Genomic DNA, 15,847 nt, shown 5'->3' with positions numbered 1-15,847 from the left:
CCCCGGACGAGCAGCAGGCCCGTCCGGAGAAACTCCGGACGGGCCTGCCGTGTGGTCGTGCCCGCGGCGCGCGGGCGGGCCTCACGCGCCGAGGCGCTCCTTGAGACCGTCGAGCTCGGTCCACAGCACGGACGGCAGGTCGTCGCCGAACTTCTCGAACCACTCCTGGATCTGCGGGATCTCGGCCTTCCACTCCTCGGCGTCGACGGCCAGCGCGGCCTCGATCGCCTCGGGCGTCATGTCGAGGCCCTCCACGTCGAGCGAGCCCGGCGCCGGGACGTGGCCGATCGGGGTCTCGACCGCGGCGGCCTGGCCGTCGAGGCGCTCGATGACCCACTTGAGGACCCGGCTGTTCTCGCCGAAGCCGGGCCACAGGAAGTCGCCGTCCTCGCCGCGGCGGAACCAGTTGACGTAGAAGATGCGCGGCATCTTGGCTGCGTCGTTGTCCTTGCCCATGTTGATCCAGTGGCCGAAGTAGTCGCCGGCGTTGTAGCCGATGAACGGCAGCATGGCCATCGGGTCCCGGCGGACCACGCCGACCGCGCCCACCGCTGCGGCGGTGGTCTCCGAGGAGAGGGTCGCGCCCATGAAGGTGCCGTGGGTCCAGTCGCGCGCCTCGGTCACCAGCGGGACGGTCGTCTTGCGGCGACCACCGAACAGGATGGCGTCGATCGGGACGCCGCGCGGGTCGTCGTACTCCGGGGCGAGCATGTCGCACTGCTTGATCGGCGTGCAGTAGCGGCTGTTGGGGTGGCTCGAGAGCTCGTCGGACTCCGGCGTCCAGGGCTCGCCCTTCCACGAGGTCGCCTTCGTGGGCGGGTTCTCCAGGCCCTCCCACCAGACGTCGCCGTCCTCGGTGAGCGCGACGTTGGTGAACACCGAGTTGCCCTTGTTGATGGTGGCCATCGCGTTGGGGTTGGTGTGCTCGTTGGTACCCGGGGCGACGCCGAAGAAGCCGTACTCCGGGTTGACCGCCCACAGGCGGCCGTCCTCGCCGACGCGCATCCACGCGATGTCGTCGCCGATGGCCTCGACCTTCCAGCCGGAGATGGTCGGCTTGAGCATGGCCAGGTTGGTCTTGCCGCACGCCGACGGGAAGGCCGCCGCGAGGTACTTGGTGACGCCCTGCGGGGAGGTGAGCTTGAGGATGAGCATGTGCTCGGCCATCCAGCCCTCGTCGCGGGCGATGACGCTGGCGATGCGCAGCGCATAGCACTTCTTGCCGAGCAGCGCGTTGCCACCGTAGCCGGAGCCGAAGCTCCAGATCATCCGCTCCTCGGGGAACTGCACGATGTACTTGGTGTCGTTGCACGGCCACGCGACGTCGGCCTGGCCCTCCTCGAGGGGCATGCCCACCGAGTGCAGCGCGGGGACCCACTTCACGTCCTCGCCGATCTCCTCCATCTTGCGGAGCACCTCGGTGCCCATGCGGGCCATGACGCGCATGGAGACGGTGACGTACGCCGAGTCGGTGATCTCCACGCCGAACATCGGGTTCTCGGCCTCGAGGTGGCCCATGACGAAGGGGATGACGTACATCGTGCGGCCCTTCATGCAGCCGGCGTACAGCCCGCGCATGATGCCCTTCATCTCCTCCGGGTCCATCCAGTTGTTGGTGGGCCCGCAGTCCTTCTCCTCCACCGAGCAGATGTAGGTGCGGTCCTCGACGCGCGCCACGTCGGTGGGGTCGGAGGCCGCGTGGAAGGAGTTGGGCTTCTTGGCGGGGTCGAGGCGGGTGAACGTGCCGGTGCCCTCGAGGGCCTCCGTCAGCTCGGTCCACTCCTCGTCGGAGCCGGTGCACCAGTGGATCGAGTCGGGCTGCGTCAGCGCGGCGACCTCGGTGACCCAGGCGAGGATGCCCTGGTGGGTGGTGGGGGCCCCGCCGGTGGTGGAGGTGGGGGCGTCGGTGGTGGCGGTCATGCGGTGGATCCCTCTCGCGCATTCGCGGCGTACGCCCCCGTGGTGGTGGGCGTCGCCGGCCGTCGAGCGTATCGACGGAGGTGTCGGTGGTAAGCCCGGCTCCATTGCCCGGCCCCGTGCGGGTGCCGCGAGGCTAGCGCCGCTCAGGAGGGGCACATATTGGATCGATCCACCAGTGAGAGCCAGGTCACGTGCCGCATGCGGCACACCCCCACCGGGTAGGACGGCCACCCGTCGCTGCTCAGATCGGCGCGTCCGGGTCGATGCTGCGGGTCTCGCTGCGGCGGTTGCGGGTGTCGACCAGGTCGCGCACGTAGACCTTCGGCAGGATCTTGGCCACCGCGAGCGTCACGTAGACGATCGTGTTGATCGCCACGAACGCCGCCAGCACGGCGACCAGGTCGTTGCGCAGCAGGCTCTCGGGGAGGAGCAGTCCCATCGGGGTCACGACCCCGGTCCAGCCGGCCACCTCAGCCCTCCACCCTGGCGCCGGACCCGGACTGGACCACGTGCTTCCACGTCGCCTGGCGCGCCAGGGAGAGGTCCCAGACGCCCTTGACGTAGACGACGTTGAGGAACATCGCGTAGAAGAGCTCGGGGAACAGCGAGAGCCCGAGCAACCTGGCCGTCCAGCCGCCGTGCCAGACCGTCACGACCCGCTCCAGGGTGAAGACGAGGCCGATCCCGATCCAGAACGGGAACCACACCCAGGTCGAGGTCGCGAGCACCATCAGCAGGATCAGCGCGAGGTAGGAGCCGAGCGCGATGACGCCGTAGCCGATCCCGAGCTGCTGCATCCAGTAGCGGAACGTCTGCGGGCGCAGGCCGTAGGCGCCGAGGTTCTCCAGGGCGCCGCGCTGCCAGCGCAGCCGCTGGTTCCACAGGGCACGCCACGAAGGCATCACCTCGGTCACGACCGTGCACTCGCGCGGGGAGATCATCAGCGCGCCCAGGCACTTGAGGGCGATGGTCAGCTCGTTGTCCTCGGTGAGGGCCACCGTGTCGTAGACGTCGCCCGGGATGCCGGGCAGGTTGGCCCCGCGCTCCTCGGCGACCGCCCGCAGGGCGCGGGGACGAAAGACCGACGCGGTGCCGGTCAGCACGAAGACGCGGCCCCGCCGCCGGCGGAGGTCGCGCTGGTAGCGCGTGTACTCGTTGCGCTGGAACTGGCCGATGAGGCCGGACCCCTCCTCGCCGTAGAACAGGCCGCCGACCGCCATCAGGGCCCGGTCGTCGGTCAGCCTCCGGGTGGCGCCCTCGAGGAACCCGGCGTCCAGTGTGGTGTCGGCGTCCATCACCATGACGCAGTCGTTGTCGCCGAGGGCCGGCAGGACCTCGCGGAGCGCCTGGTTGAGGCCGCCGGCCTTCTTGTGGCGGTTGTCGACGGTCTCGAAGACGTCGACGCCGGCCTCCCGGGCCAGGCGCACGGTGCCGTCGGTGCAGTTGTCGGCGACGACGACGATCCGGGCCGGCGGCACCGACTGGGACTGCAGGGACGCGAGGGTGTCGGAGATGCACGCCTCCTCGTTGTGCGCCGGGATGAGCACGGTGATGGTGACGGGTCCGGCGTACCGGCCCCGGGTCTCGGCCATCACCAGCTTGGGCGCGAGCGGCATCCGCTCGGGGTCCTCGCTGCGGCGCGCGTGCGTCGTCAGCCGGCGCTCGAGGGCGGCGACCCCCGCGGCGAGCAGCAGCGCTACGCCGACCGCGGCGAGCAGCACTCGCGGCGAGGGCATCTCGGTGTCGTAGAAGACCCGCCAGATCCCGAAGAGGACGCCCTCGGCGGGCTGCTCCCGCCCCTCCGGGGCACCCGCCGCCACCGCCACCCAGAGCACCGCGGCCCCCAGGGCCGCCGTGCCGACGATGGCCAGGCCGACCATGCGCTGCAGCCACTGCATCAGTCCGAACCTCCTTCACGCGCCCCGGTGCACGCCCGTCGGCTCCTTCGGAGCGGCCGGGTCGGCGGGGGGGTGGGTGGCGGGCGACATGAACTGGAGGACGAACTCGTCGTACGGCACGGGCCGGCCGATGAGGAACCCCTGGGCGAAGTCGACGCCCTCGGCCCGGACCACCTCGAGGATCTCCGGGTCCGAGACGAACTCGGCGACCGTCCGCTTGCCCAGGTCGCGGGCGATGCCGACGATCGAGCGCATGATCGTGCGGTCGACCTGCGACTCGTGCACGTGGGCGACGAACTCGCCGTCGATCTTCACGTAGTCGAAGATCAGGTGCTTGAGGTAGTAGAACGAGCCGAAGCCGGCCCCGAAGTCGTCGAGGGCGAAGGCGCAGCCCAGGTCGGTCATCCGCTCGGCGAAGGCGCGGGCGAGGCCCACGTCGGCCACCGCGGCCGTCTCGGTGATCTCCAGGATCAACGCCGACGGGTCGACGTCGTGGCGGGCCAGCGACGAGCGGATCGTCTCCTCGATGTCGGGGTGGCCGATCGAGTGGCCGGACAGGTTGACCTCGAGCTCGAACTCCGGCTCGATCTCGCGCAGCCGGGCGAGCGTGGCCAGGCTGTTGTCGACCACCCAGGCGTCGACCTGGGGCATCAGACCCGTGCGCTCGGCGATGTAGACGAAGCGCGAGGGAGGCACGAGCCCCTCCTCGTCGCGCAGCCGGAGCAGCACCTCGGCCGAGCTGATCCGCCCGGTGGCGAGGTTCATGATCGGCTGGAGGTGGAGCTCGAACCGGTCGCGCTCGAGCGCCTCCTCGATCCGGCTCTGCCACTGGAGGCGCGCCGAGAACTTGGGCGGCCGCAGGTCACCCTCGCGCAGGATCGCGACCTGGTTGCGGCCGGCCTCCTTGGCGTCGTACATCGTCATGTCGGCCAGGGCGAGGATGTCGGTGGCGTGCTCGCTGGCGGCCTGGAAGGTGACCGCGCCGACGCTGGCGGTGACCCGTCGGCGTACGCCGTCCAGCGTGGCCGCGTGCTCGCGGACCCGGTCGACGACGGTGTGGCCCACCCGCTCCGCGCCGGCCTCGTCCCCGTCGGTGAGCAGCACCGCGAACTCGTCGCCGCCGAGCCGGGCGACCACGTCGGTGTCCCGCACGGAGCGGCGCAGGATGCCGCCGATGGTGACCAGCAGCTGGTCGCCGGCGTTGTGGCCGAGGCTGTCGTTGACCTGCTTGAAGTTGTCGAGGTCGAGCAGCAGCACCGCGCCGCTCTGGCCGTAGCGGCGGCAGCGCTCGAGGTGTCGCTGCAGCTCGGCGTCGAACCGGCGACGGTTGGCCAGTCCGGTCAGCACGTCGTGGTCGACGAGGTGGGCGAGGCGGTCCTCGTAGCGCCGCCGCTCGGACACGTCGGCCACGTTGACGAGCACCGTGTCCTCGTCGCCCTCCCGGACCGGTCGGAGCAGGCGGCTGCTCAGGGCCACGTGGATGTCCTGGCCGCGGTAGTCGCGCAGCACGCAGTCCGACGCGCTCGAGCGCGAGACGTCCTCGCGCAGGCGGGCCAGGTGGTCGGCGATGGCCAGGTCACCGGGGGGTCCCAGCTCGGCGAAGTCGGTGCCCTCCAGCTCGTCGGGCGGGAGGCCGACGAGCCCGCACAGCGCGGCGTTGACGAAGCGGATGCGTCCTTCGGTGTCCAGCACCGCGACCCCGTGCGGGGCGTCGAGGAAGAGCCGCTCGCTCTGCTCGGTGGCCGTCCGAGCGGCCTGCGTCTCGCGCTCGAGGCGCACCACGATGCGCTGCACCACGCGGCCGAGGACCACCGCGATGACCACGAGGATGAGAGCGCGCCGCCAGTCGGCCACCGGGTAGTCGCTGCCCCCGATCAGCAGCACCGGGCCCATGATCGTGATGCCGGCCAGGACGCCGGCGCTGTACAGCGAGCGGGACGACCCGGTGATCGCCAGCCACAGGATCGGCACGAAGAGCAGGGCGGACAGGCCCGAGGCCGCGCCACCGCTGGCGTCCCGGACGAGGGCCACGAACAGGAACGCCAGGTAGGCAGCCGCGGGGTCGAGCCACGACCGCTCGGGCCGGCGGTGGGATGCCACGCCCATCGCCACGATCGCCGCGTAGACGGCCGCGGCCCCGCCGAGCACCCACGAGGGCGACTCGTAGGGCGGCAGCAGCGCGACGAGCAGGCCGATGCCGCAGACGACCGCGAAGGGGCGCATGAGACGCAGCGACGGGCGACGCCGGTCGAACCGGCCCGTGGTCGCACCCTGCGCGGTCCCGAGAACTGACATGGTGGTCCCGAGCCTAACGGCTGAGCGGCTCCCGGGCCCGTCGCCGGCCCCGGGCGTGGACCGGGACCGGCGCGCAGCGTGCGTGCGTCGTACGACGCGTCAGTCGCCGTCCTCCTCGAGGGCCTTGGCCACCCGGCGGTGCGCCTCCCAGATCGCCTCGGGCATCCGGTCGAACTGCTCGAGGTGCTCCTCGCGGTGGGCCATCTCCTGCTGCCAGCGCTCCCTGTCGATCGTCAGGATCCGCTCGAGGTCCGCAGGTGCGATGTCGACGTCCCTGAGGTCGAGCTCCTCCTCCGTCGGCACGATCCCGACCGGCGTCCGCCGACCGGTGACCTCGCCGTTGCGCAGCTGGAGCAGCCACAGCAGCGGGCGCAGGTTGTCGCGGTAGCCGGGCCACAGGAAGTGCCCGTCCTCGGGATCGCGCTGGAACCAGTTGACGTGCGCGAAGATCGGCTGGTCCGTCGCGGCACCGACCACGTCGAGGTAGTGCTGGGCGTAGTCGCCCTCGCCGTAGGCCATGAAGGGGCGGTTGGACATCGGGTCGTAGCGGAGCACGCCCTCCTTGCCCTCGGCCGCGGCCGTGGCCTCGGCGCCCAGCGTCAGGCCGTCGTACACACCCTCGGCGAGGTCGTGGATCGCCCGGATCAGCGGCTCGCGGTCGCGGGTGCGGCCGCCGAAGATGATCGCGTCGATCGGCACGCCGGGCGCGTCGTCGTAGTCCGGCGCGATGTTGGGGACGTTGTCCAGCGTCGTGGTGAAGCGGCTGTTGGGGTGCGCCCACGGCGAGGAGTCGCTGTCCTTGCGGTCCGCAATCGGCGAGCCGGTCCAGTCGAGCCAGCCGCGCACGTCCTCCGGCGGGCTCGGCGTGCGACCCTCCCACCAGACCTCACCGGTCCGCGGGTTGTAGGCGACGTTGGTGAAGATCGCCTTGGTCCCGGGGTCGACGGAGTGCAGCGCGGTCGGGTTGGTGCGCTCGTTGGTGTCCTTGGCGACGCCGAAGACGCCGTACTCGGGGTTCATCCCCATCAGCCGGCCGGTCTCCTCGTCGACCCACAGCCACGCGATGTCGTCGCCGTAGAACCACACGCGGTAGCGGTCGCCGAGCACGTCGGGAGGCAGCATCATCGCGAGGTTGGTCTTGCCCGACGCGCTCGGGAAGCCGCCACACACGTGGTAGGTCTTGCCGGTCTCCTTGTCGTGGATGCCGATGAGCATGTACTGCTCGGCGAGGAACTTCTTGCTGGCCCAGCCGTCGTACGCGCCCTGGCGCAGGCCGTGGGCGATCTTGCCGAGCAGCGCGTTGCCGCCGTACGACGACCCGAAGTGCAGGATGGTCCGCTCGTCGGCGACGGTGACGAAGTAACGCTGGTCCGTGTCCGTGCCCTGGCCGAGGTTCTCCAGGTCACCGGTGACGTGCACCGCACGCACGAAGTGGTCGGGGTCCTCGAGCTCGTCGAGGAACCGCGCGGCCACGCGCGACATGCGGATCATGTGCAGCACGACCGGACGCGAGTCCGTGAGCTCGACCCCGGCGGCCCACGCGGCGAGCACGTTGCCGTGGGGCGACATGAGGTAGGGGATGACGTACATCGTCCTGCCGGCGCTCGCGCCGCGCATCCGGTCGTGCAGCAGGGGCTTCATCTCCGACGCGGGACGCCAGTTGTTGTAGACGCCCCTGTCCTTCTCGTCGTGCGTCGCGACGATCGTGCGCTCCTCGGAGCGGGCGGTGTCCTTGTAGTAGCTGCGCGAGTAGTAGCGACCCTCGCCGGCGGGCTGGAGCTCCCCCGCGTCCAGGGCCTCCTGGATCAGGCGGGCGTCGTCAGCGGCGCTGACGACCTCGATCCGCTCGGCACCGGTGAGCTCGGCGTACTCCGCCACGAACTCGCGCACCTTGGGGTTGCGCAGCCCCGCTGCGTCCAGCGCTGCCTCGACATCTGCCATGTGACCGTGCCTCTCGTGAGGTGGACCGGGGGCGTCTCGACCGCCCCCCGTCGCGCGACGTCCCGACACCATAACGATGGTCGGCGGATTGGAACGCTCCACTTCTCGAAGGTCCGACAGATCGGGGACGGGACGGCCCCGGGGGGTGGGATTTCGGGTTGGTGGTGACGGTCCGCTATCCTCATCCGGTCGCGCTGTTCTGCAGCACGGCGGGCGCCTGTAGCTCAACGGATAGAGCATCTGACTACGGATCAGAAGGTTTGGGGTTCGAATCCCTACAGGCGCGCAGACCAGCTCACCAAGGCAAGGCCCCGGCTCCTCGAGCCGGGGCCTTCGTCATTCCCCGGCGCGTCCCGGGTCCGGGTGGGTGTGGCTTCGGTGCCACCTGGTGACACCGAAGCCACAGTCAGTCGGAGACGGACACCCCTAGAGGGGTTGCCCCCTGCCGGGGACGGCGACAGGGTCGAAGGACGGCTCGCCCACCGGCTCGTCCACCAGGAGGTCCTTCGTGAGGTTCGGCTACTTCCTCTCCTGCGAGGAGTACTCCCCCGCCCAGCTCGTCGAGCAGGCCCGGCTGGCCGAGGAGGCCGGCTTCGAGGCGCTGTGGATCAGCGACCATTTCCACCCGTGGAACGACGCGCAGGGCCAGAGCCCGTTCGTCTGGTCGGTCATCGGCGCGATCTCGGAGGCCACGGACCTGCCGGTGACCACCGCCGTGACCTGCCCGACCGTCCGGACGCACCCGGCGGTGATCGCGCAGGCGGCGGCGACCAGCGCGGTCATGCTGGGGGGCAAGTTCACGCTCGGCGTCGGGTCGGGCGAGGCCCTCAACGAGCACATCCTCGGCGATCCGTGGCCGACCGCGCCCAAGCGGCTCGACATGCTCGAGGAGGCCGTCGAGGTCATCCGCGCGCTGTGGACCGGCGAGGTGGTGCGCCACGACGGGCGCTTCTACACCGTCGACTCCGCGCGGATCTACACCCTGCCCGACGAGCCGCCGCCCATCTACGTCTCGGGCTTCGGCCCCGCTGCCACCGCGCTGGCGGCCCGGATCGGCGACGGCTACATCACCACCAGTCCCGACACCGAGCTGCTGGAGCAGTTCCGTGAGCAGTCCGGCGGGAAGCCGGCGCAGATCGGGCTGAAGGCGTGCTGGGCGCCGACGCACAACGAGGGCGTCGAGATCGCCCACCGGCTCTGGTCCAACAGCGGGCTGCCCGGCGAGCTGGCCCAGGTCCTGCCGTCTCCGCAGCACTTCGAGCAGGCCTCCGAGCTCGTCACGACGGAGATGACCGCCGACAACGTCACCTGCGGACCCGACGTCGACGCACACGTCGAAGCCCTCCTGCCGGCCGTGGAGGCCGGCTTCGAGGAGGTGTACGTCGCCAACATGGGGCCGCACTACGCCGACATGATCGCGGCGTACGGCGAGCACGTGCTGCCCGCCCTGCGCAGCAAGAGCGCCACCTGAACCGAGGAGAAACGATGGCCCAGGACAAGAAGAAGGACCCCGGACCGAGCGTCAAGGACCCGGAGGTCTACGAGGCGCTGCGCGACGACGGCGCCAGCAAGGAGAAGGCCGCCCGGATCGCCAACGCGTCGGCCGCGCAGGGCCGGTCCAAGGTCGGCGAGCGCGGCGGCGAGGCGGGCGACTACGAGGACCGCACCGTCGAGGAGCTGCGCAAGCGGGCGGCCGAGCTCGACATCGAGGGCCGCTCGTCGATGAGCAAGTCGGAGCTGATCGACGCGCTGCGCAACCACTGAGGACCGCTCAGCCGATCTCCTGGACGGAGGCGGGGCCGAACGGCGAGCCGTCGTCGGCGGGCGTGGTCGCGTCACCCGACCCGACGTACTCCGCCGCGACCTCGTGCCGGTCGACGTCGCCCGAGGCGATGGCCTCGACCCAATGGCACGCGACCCGATGTCCCTCGCTCGCGCCCGGGACGTCGACCACGCGCAGCTGGGGACGCTCGTCGTCGCACCGCGTGGGCTGGCGCCACGGGCACCGGGTGTGGAACCGGCAGCCGCTCGGCGGGCGCGAGGGCGACGGCAGGTCACCGGTGAGCAGGATCTGCTCGCGGGTGTCCTCCAGCACCGGGTCGGGAACCGGGACGGCCGACATCAGCGCGCGCGTGTAGGGGTGCAGGGGCAGGTCGTAGAGCTCGCCCGCCTCTGACTCCTCGACGAGGCCGCCGAGGTACATCACGCCGATCCGGTCGCTGATGTGCCGCACCACTGCCAGGTCGTGCGCGACGACGAGGAAGGTCAGCCCGAACTCGTCCTGGAGCTCCTCGAGGAGGTTGAGGACCTGGGCCTGCACCGACACGTCCAGCGCGCTGACCGGCTCGTCGGCCACGATCAGCTCCGGGTCGACCGAGAGCGCGCGGGCGATGCCGATGCGCTGGCGCTGGCCACCGGAGAACTCGTGCGGGTACTTCTGCAGCGCGGCGGGGGGCAGGCCGACCGCCTGGAGGAGCTCGCGCAGCCGGGCGTGGGTCGCGGCCTTGTCGGTGTCGAGACCGTGCGCCCGCATGCCCTCCACGAGCAGTGACTCGACGGACTGTCGCGGGTCGAGGCTGGACATCGGGTCCTGGAAGACCATCTGCATGTGCTGCCGCTTGCGGCGCAGCGTCTCGCCCTTGAGGCTCGCGATGTCCTCGCCGTCGAACAGGACGGTGCCCTCGGTGGGCGTCTCGAGGTTGAGGATGGCACGGCCCAGCGTCGACTTGCCGCAGCCCGACTCGCCCACCAGTCCGTAGGTCTCGCCGCGTCGGAGCTGCAGGTCGACGCCGTCCACGGCGTACACGTGACCGACGGTGCGGTCGAAGATCACGCCCCGCTTGATCGGGAAGTGCACCTTGAGGCCGCGGACGTCGACGAGCACGTCACCGGCCTGTGCCTTCGTCCGGGATGTCCGGGGGTCAGCCACGGCGGACCTCCTCGGGGTCGACGGGGTTGAAGCATCGCAGCCCTCGGCCGTCGCTCTCCCACTCCCACGGCGGCGACTCCTGTCGACAGACGTCCAGGGCGTGGGAGCACCGCGGGGCGAAGGCGCACGCGGACGTCCAGGGCAGGTTGTCGGAGACCGAGCCGGTGATCGGGGTGAGCTTCTCGCCACGGGGCGAGTCCAGCCGCGGGATCGAGGACAGCAGACCGTGCGTGTAGGGGTGACGGGGCCGCGCGAAGAGCCGGTGCCGGTCACCGCGCTCGACGATGCGCCCCGCGTAGAGCACGTTGACCTCGTCGCAGAGGCCGGCGACGACGCCGAGGTCGTGGGTGATCATGATGAGGGCCGTGCCGGTGTCCTGCACGAGCTCCTTGAGCAGCGCCAGGATCTGGGCCTGGATGGTGACGTCCAGTGCCGTGGTCGGCTCGTCGGCGATCAGCAGCCGCGGCTCGCAGGCCAGCGCCATCGCGATCAGTGCGCGCTGACGCATGCCGCCGCTGAGCTGGTGGGGGTAGTTCTTGAGCCGGGCGTTCGGGTCGGGGATGCCCACCCGCTCGAGCAGGTCGCGCGCGCGGGGCATGGCGTCCTTGCGGCTCATCCCCTGGTGCCGCTCCATGACCTCGGTGACCTGGATGCCGATCGAGACCACCGGGTTGAGCGAGGACAGGGGGTCCTGGAAGATCATCGCGATGTCGCGGCCCCGCCGGTCGCGCATCTCCTTGTCGGAGAGGGAGAGCAGGTCCGTGCCCTCGTACGTCGCCCTCCCCTCGACCCGGTTGCCACGTTTGGGCAGCAGGCCCATGAGGGCCAGCGAGGTGACGGACTTGCCGCAGCCGGACTCGCCCACGAGGCCGACGGTCTGGCCGGGGTGCACGTCGAAGGACACGCCGTCGACGGCCGTGAACGGCTTCTCCCCGTGTCGCTGGAAGGTGACCCGGAGGTCCTCGACGGACAGCAGCGGGCCGGTCGACGGCGTGGCGTCGTCCTTCAGGCTCATCGTGGCGCTCACCGCGTCACCTCCTGGTCTTGGGGTCGAGGGCCTCGCGCATCGACTCGCCCATCAGCGTGAAGCCGAGGGCGACGACGATGATGCACAGCGCGGGGTAGACGGCCAGGTGCGGGTGGTCGTAGATGAACTCCTGCGAGCGGCCCAGCATCTGGCCCCACTCGGGCTGGCGGTCGTCGGGGCTGCCGAGGCCGAGGAACGAAAGCGCCGCCGCGTCGATGATGGCGATCGCGAGCACCAGCGTCGCCTGCACGATCACCGGGCCCATGGAGTTGGGGAGCATGTGCCGGAAGACGATGGCGCGCCGCTTGACGCCGAGCGCGCGGGCGGCCAGCACGTGGTCGCTGGCGCGTTGCCCGAGCATCGAGCCGCGGAGCAGCCGGGCGAAGATCGGCACCTGGATGATCGCGATGGCGATGATCAGCGTCGTCTGGCCCGGCCGGGCGGCCAGCGCGGCGATCGTGAAGGCCAGCAGCAACGAGGGCACGGAGAGCATCACGTCGACGATGCGCATCACGATCGAGTCGACCGCTCCGCCGAACGAGCCGGCGAGGATGCCGAGGGCCATCCCGCCGAGGAGGCCGAAGATGGTGGCGAACACTCCGACGACCAGGGTCTGGCGGCTGCCCACCAGCAACCGCGAGAGGAGGTCCCGACCACGGTCGTCGCCGCCCAGCGGGAAGCCCGGCTCGGGGCCCGGCACGGGGTTGGTCTGCGGGCGGACCTTGTCCAGGAGCGGCGCAGAGGCCGGGTCGTGCGGCGCGATCCACGGCGAGATGACGGCGAGGATGATGAAGGCCACCGTGATGGCGAGGCCGACGAGGAAGATCGGGTCGCGGCGGAGCCGCCGCCACGCGCTGGCGATCAGCGAGACTCCCGGGGTCTCGTCGACCGACGCCGCGGCGGCCAGGTCGTCGATCCGCTCCCTGCGGCGGTCTCCGTAGGAGGTCATCGGGTCACCTCGTCCTGATCCGGGGGTCGAGGACCGCGTAGGCGATGTCCACGAGCAGGTTGATGATCACGAAGATGGCCGCCGCGGCCAGGATGAGCACGGTGAGCACGGCGTAGTCCTTGTCGCGCTGGCTCTGGTAGATCGCGTCCCCGATGCCGGGGTAGGAGAACACGGTCTCGGTCAGGATGGCGCCCGCGAGCAGCCCTCCGAGAGAGAGCCCGATGACCGTGACCACCGGCAGCATCGCGTTGCGGAGCACGTGCCGGCTCCGGATCACCTTGGCCTCGAGACCCTTGGCCTCGGCCGTGCGGACGAAGTCGGCGTCCATGGTGTCGAGCACGGAGGCACGCGTGATGCGGAAGATGATGGCGAAGGGGATCGTCGCCAGCGCCACCGCCGGGAGGATGAGGTGGCGGACCGCGTCCCAGGCCGCGTCCCACTCGCGGGTGAGCAGCCCGTCGAGGATGAGCAGACCGGTGACGCGGGTCGCGTCCAGGCTGGCGTCCTGCTTGCCCGAGACGGGCAGCAGGTTCCACTCGACCGCGACGAAGTACTTCAGGAGGAAGGCAGTGAAGAAGACGGGGACGGCCACGCCGATGAGGGAGAACACCACCAGGCTCGAGTCGAGGGGAGATCCCTTGCGGCGCGCCGCAAGGTACCCGAGTGGGATGCCGAGCGCGACGGCGAGCACCATGGCGCAGATGGCCAGCTCGATGGTCGCTGGGAGTCGGATGAGGAACACCTGGAAGGCGTCCTCCCCGGGAATCACGGCGGTCGAGGCGCCGAAATCGCCTCGCAGTGCTCGTTGCACGAAGCGGATGTACTGGACGTAGACCGGCTGGTCGAGCCCCAGGGCCGCCTCGAGGGCCTCGCGCCGCGCGGGTGTGGCGCGCTCGCCCAGGATGGCCGACACCGGGCCACCCGGCAGCGCCTTGAGCCACACGAACAAGAGCATGGACAGGGCCACCAGCACACCGGCCATCTGCAGGATGCGGCGCACGATGAAACGGACCACTACGAGCTCCCAGAGGTGATGTGTCGGACGGGGTCGAGGGGAGCCACCGTAGTGGTGACCCCCCTCGACCTCATGTCGTCGGCGTCAGGCGGCTCTCACTGACCACCGACGCTGACCGTGCTGAACTCCTCGGCCGTCAGCGGGCTCGGGATCAAACCCTCCACGTCGGGTCCCACGACGAGCGCGGGCGGCGAGTGGCTGATCGGCAGGCCGGGGAGGTACTCCTCCATGATCTGCCGGTTGATCTCCTCGAAGGCTGCGGCCCGCTCGTCCTCGTCCACGACCGCGTCGGCCGCCTGGAGGTCGTCGGCGAGCTGCTTGCCCCACGGCATGACCTCGGTGCCGAAGTCGTTCTCCTTGAGGTTGCCGAAGAACGTGCCGACGAAGTTGAACGCGGAGTCGTAGTCACCGGTCCAGCCGAGCAGGTAGGCGTCGTACTTGCCGGCGGTCACGTTGTCGAGGTAGCCGCCGTTCCAGGAGGCCGTCTTGACGTCGACGTTGATGCCGACCTCCTCGAGGTTGGTGCGCAGGGCTTCGTAGAGCTGCTGCGGGTCCGGCATGTAGGGCCGGCTGACCTCGGTCGGGTAGGCGAAGGTCAGCGTCATTCCCTCGGCACCGGCCTCCTGGAGGAGCTGCCGGGCACGCTGGGGGTCGTGCTCGTAGGCAGCGAGCTCGGTGTTGTAGCCACTGACCGTGGACGGCATGAACTGCGTGGCGACCTCTGCACCCTCGGGCAGCTGCGTCTGGACGAGCTGCTCGCGGTTGAGCGCGTGGTAGAGCGCCTGGCGGACCTTGAGGTCCTTGAGCTGCGGGTTGGCCTCCGGGTTGAGGCCGAGGTAGAAGATGTTGAACGGGTCGCGGACCTCGACGGAGTTGCCGCTCTCCTCCAGGCCGGACCAGTCAGCGGGGTTGGGGAAGTCGTAGCCGTCGATGCTGCCGGCCTCGAGCTCCTGACGACGGGTGCTCTCGTCGGGGATCACGCGGAAGACGAGCTCCGAGGAGGCCGGCGCGTCGCCCCAGTAGTCGTCGAAGGCCTCGAGACTGACGGTGCCGTCGGCCTGGTCGTACTCGACGAACTTGAACGGACCCGTGCCGACCGGGTTCTGCGCGTACTCCGGGAAGGCGAAGCCCTCACCCTGGGCCTCGATGCCGTTGGCGTCACCGGCCTCCATCGCCGCCGGGGACTGCATCACCAGCGAGGCCAGCGTCAGCATCGTCGGGAAGCCGGACGTGGACCGGCTGATGGTCACGACCGCCTCGAACTCGTCCGCGGCCTCGCAGCCCTGGTAGAGCGAGCCGTCGGGATCGTCGGAGAACGAGCCCATGACGTAGCCCCAGTACTCCGCCGCCACGCGGCCGGCCTCGTTCTGGTCGTACATCCGCTCGAAGTTGGCACAGACGGCTTCGGCGTTGAAGGGCTCGCCGTCGTGGAAGGTCACGTCGTCGCGGAGCGTGAACGTCCACTCGGTGCCCTCCTCGTTGGAGGTCCACTCGGTCGCCAGCTCCGGAATCACCTCGGCGCTGCCCGGCTCGATGCCCAGCAGCCCCTGGAACATCTGGCGGGTGACGCGGAACGTCTCGCCGTCGGTGGCGTAGAGCGGGTCGAACATCTCCGGCGCCCCCGCGGCACCGAAGGTGAAGGTCGACTCGCCGCCCCCGCCCTCACCGCCGCCACCCTCGCCACGCTCGGACTCGGCGCACGACACCATGGTCAGCGCGAGCGCCCCCACGGCTGCCGCGGAGGCCAACTTGCGGACTCTTCTCATCTGGTCAACACCTCACTCATCGGTCGCGGTGCACCTCCACGCCGGACGGGCGCGGAACGTGACCCACGTCACTGGGTGGGCGCACTCTAGCCCGGGAAAGGACACGA

At 70.5% G+C, this 15,847-nt stretch carries 12 protein-coding genes and 1 tRNA gene; 3 read left to right on the top strand and 10 right to left on the bottom strand.

Features of this window, described 5'->3' with window-relative positions; genetic code table 11:
* Positions 1–81: 81 nt before the first annotated feature.
* From DAI17_RS11790 to DAI17_RS11770, 5 genes are all read right to left on the bottom strand, one after another.
* Positions 82–1,920 (bottom strand): phosphoenolpyruvate carboxykinase (GTP), encoded by a 1,839-nt coding sequence (locus DAI17_RS11790; protein ID WP_107773121.1) that lies wholly within the window; start codon positions 1,918–1,920, stop codon positions 82–84.
* Positions 1,921–2,161: 241 nt separating this feature from the next.
* Positions 2,162–2,389, bottom strand: coding sequence for a hypothetical protein (locus DAI17_RS11785; protein ID WP_199905083.1), 228 nt, complete (start codon positions 2,387–2,389; stop codon positions 2,162–2,164).
* Between the two features lies 1 nt (position 2,390).
* A complete protein-coding gene (locus DAI17_RS11780; RefSeq protein WP_107773119.1) occupies positions 2,391–3,818 on the bottom strand; it encodes a glycosyltransferase in 1,428 nt (475 codons plus the stop codon).
* Positions 3,819–3,833: 15 nt separating this feature from the next.
* On the bottom strand, positions 3,834–6,113 hold the full coding sequence (locus tag DAI17_RS11775; RefSeq protein ID WP_159081496.1) for a putative bifunctional diguanylate cyclase/phosphodiesterase: 2,280 nt from the start codon (positions 6,111–6,113) through the stop codon (positions 3,834–3,836).
* 99 nt (positions 6,114–6,212) lie between these two features.
* On the bottom strand, positions 6,213–8,054 hold the full coding sequence (locus tag DAI17_RS11770; RefSeq protein WP_159081495.1) for a phosphoenolpyruvate carboxykinase (GTP): 1,842 nt from the start codon (positions 8,052–8,054) through the stop codon (positions 6,213–6,215).
* Between the two features lie 213 nt (positions 8,055–8,267).
* Between DAI17_RS11770 and DAI17_RS11765 the strand changes: the two genes are divergently transcribed.
* The 3 genes from DAI17_RS11765 (at position 8,268) to DAI17_RS11755 (ending at position 9,818) form a co-directional block, all read left to right on the top strand.
* Positions 8,268–8,340 (top strand) — tRNA-Arg (locus DAI17_RS11765).
* A gap of 222 nt (positions 8,341–8,562) precedes the next feature.
* The gene (locus DAI17_RS11760) at positions 8,563–9,525 is read left to right on the top strand and encodes a TIGR03557 family F420-dependent LLM class oxidoreductase (RefSeq protein WP_107773112.1); all 963 of its coding nucleotides are present in this window, start codon (positions 8,563–8,565) and stop codon (positions 9,523–9,525) included.
* A 14-nt stretch (positions 9,526–9,539) separates the two neighbouring features.
* Positions 9,540–9,818: a DUF7218 family protein gene (locus DAI17_RS11755; RefSeq protein WP_107773110.1), complete on the top strand. Its 279-nt coding sequence runs from the start codon at positions 9,540–9,542 to the stop codon at positions 9,816–9,818.
* Positions 9,819–9,825: 7 nt separating this feature from the next.
* Here DAI17_RS11755 and DAI17_RS11750 read toward each other — a convergent pair whose 3' ends face one another.
* The 5 genes from DAI17_RS11750 to DAI17_RS11730 all read right to left on the bottom strand — a co-directional run bounded on the left by DAI17_RS11750 (position 9,826) and on the right by DAI17_RS11730 (position 15,722).
* Positions 9,826–10,983, bottom strand: a complete 1,158-nt coding sequence (locus DAI17_RS11750) for an ABC transporter ATP-binding protein (protein ID WP_107773108.1) — start codon at positions 10,981–10,983, stop codon at positions 9,826–9,828.
* Positions 10,976–11,998: an ABC transporter ATP-binding protein gene (locus DAI17_RS11745; RefSeq protein WP_107773345.1), complete on the bottom strand. Its 1,023-nt coding sequence runs from the start codon at positions 11,996–11,998 to the stop codon at positions 10,976–10,978. The genes DAI17_RS11750 and DAI17_RS11745 overlap by 8 nt, the downstream gene beginning before the upstream one ends.
* A gap of 16 nt (positions 11,999–12,014) precedes the next feature.
* Entirely contained in the window at positions 12,015–12,959 is a 945-nt protein-coding gene (locus DAI17_RS11740) for an ABC transporter permease (protein ID WP_107773106.1), read from the bottom strand.
* A 4-nt stretch (positions 12,960–12,963) separates the two neighbouring features.
* Complete coding sequence (locus tag DAI17_RS11735) at positions 12,964–13,974, bottom strand: ABC transporter permease (protein WP_107773105.1); 1,011 nt, start codon at positions 13,972–13,974, stop codon at positions 12,964–12,966.
* A gap of 95 nt (positions 13,975–14,069) precedes the next feature.
* Positions 14,070–15,722 carry an ABC transporter substrate-binding protein gene (locus DAI17_RS11730; protein WP_199905082.1) on the bottom strand — a complete coding sequence of 551 codons (1,653 nt, stop codon included), beginning with the start codon at positions 15,720–15,722 and terminating at the stop codon, positions 14,070–14,072.
* Positions 15,723–15,847: the final 125 nt, after the last annotated feature.

The organism is Nocardioides sediminis (assembly GCF_003047295.1).
GTDB lineage: Bacteria > Actinomycetota > Actinomycetes > Propionibacteriales > Nocardioidaceae > Nocardioides > Nocardioides sediminis.
Note: the sequence above shows the minus strand (reverse complement) of the source record. Positions and strands in the feature narration are given on the sequence as shown.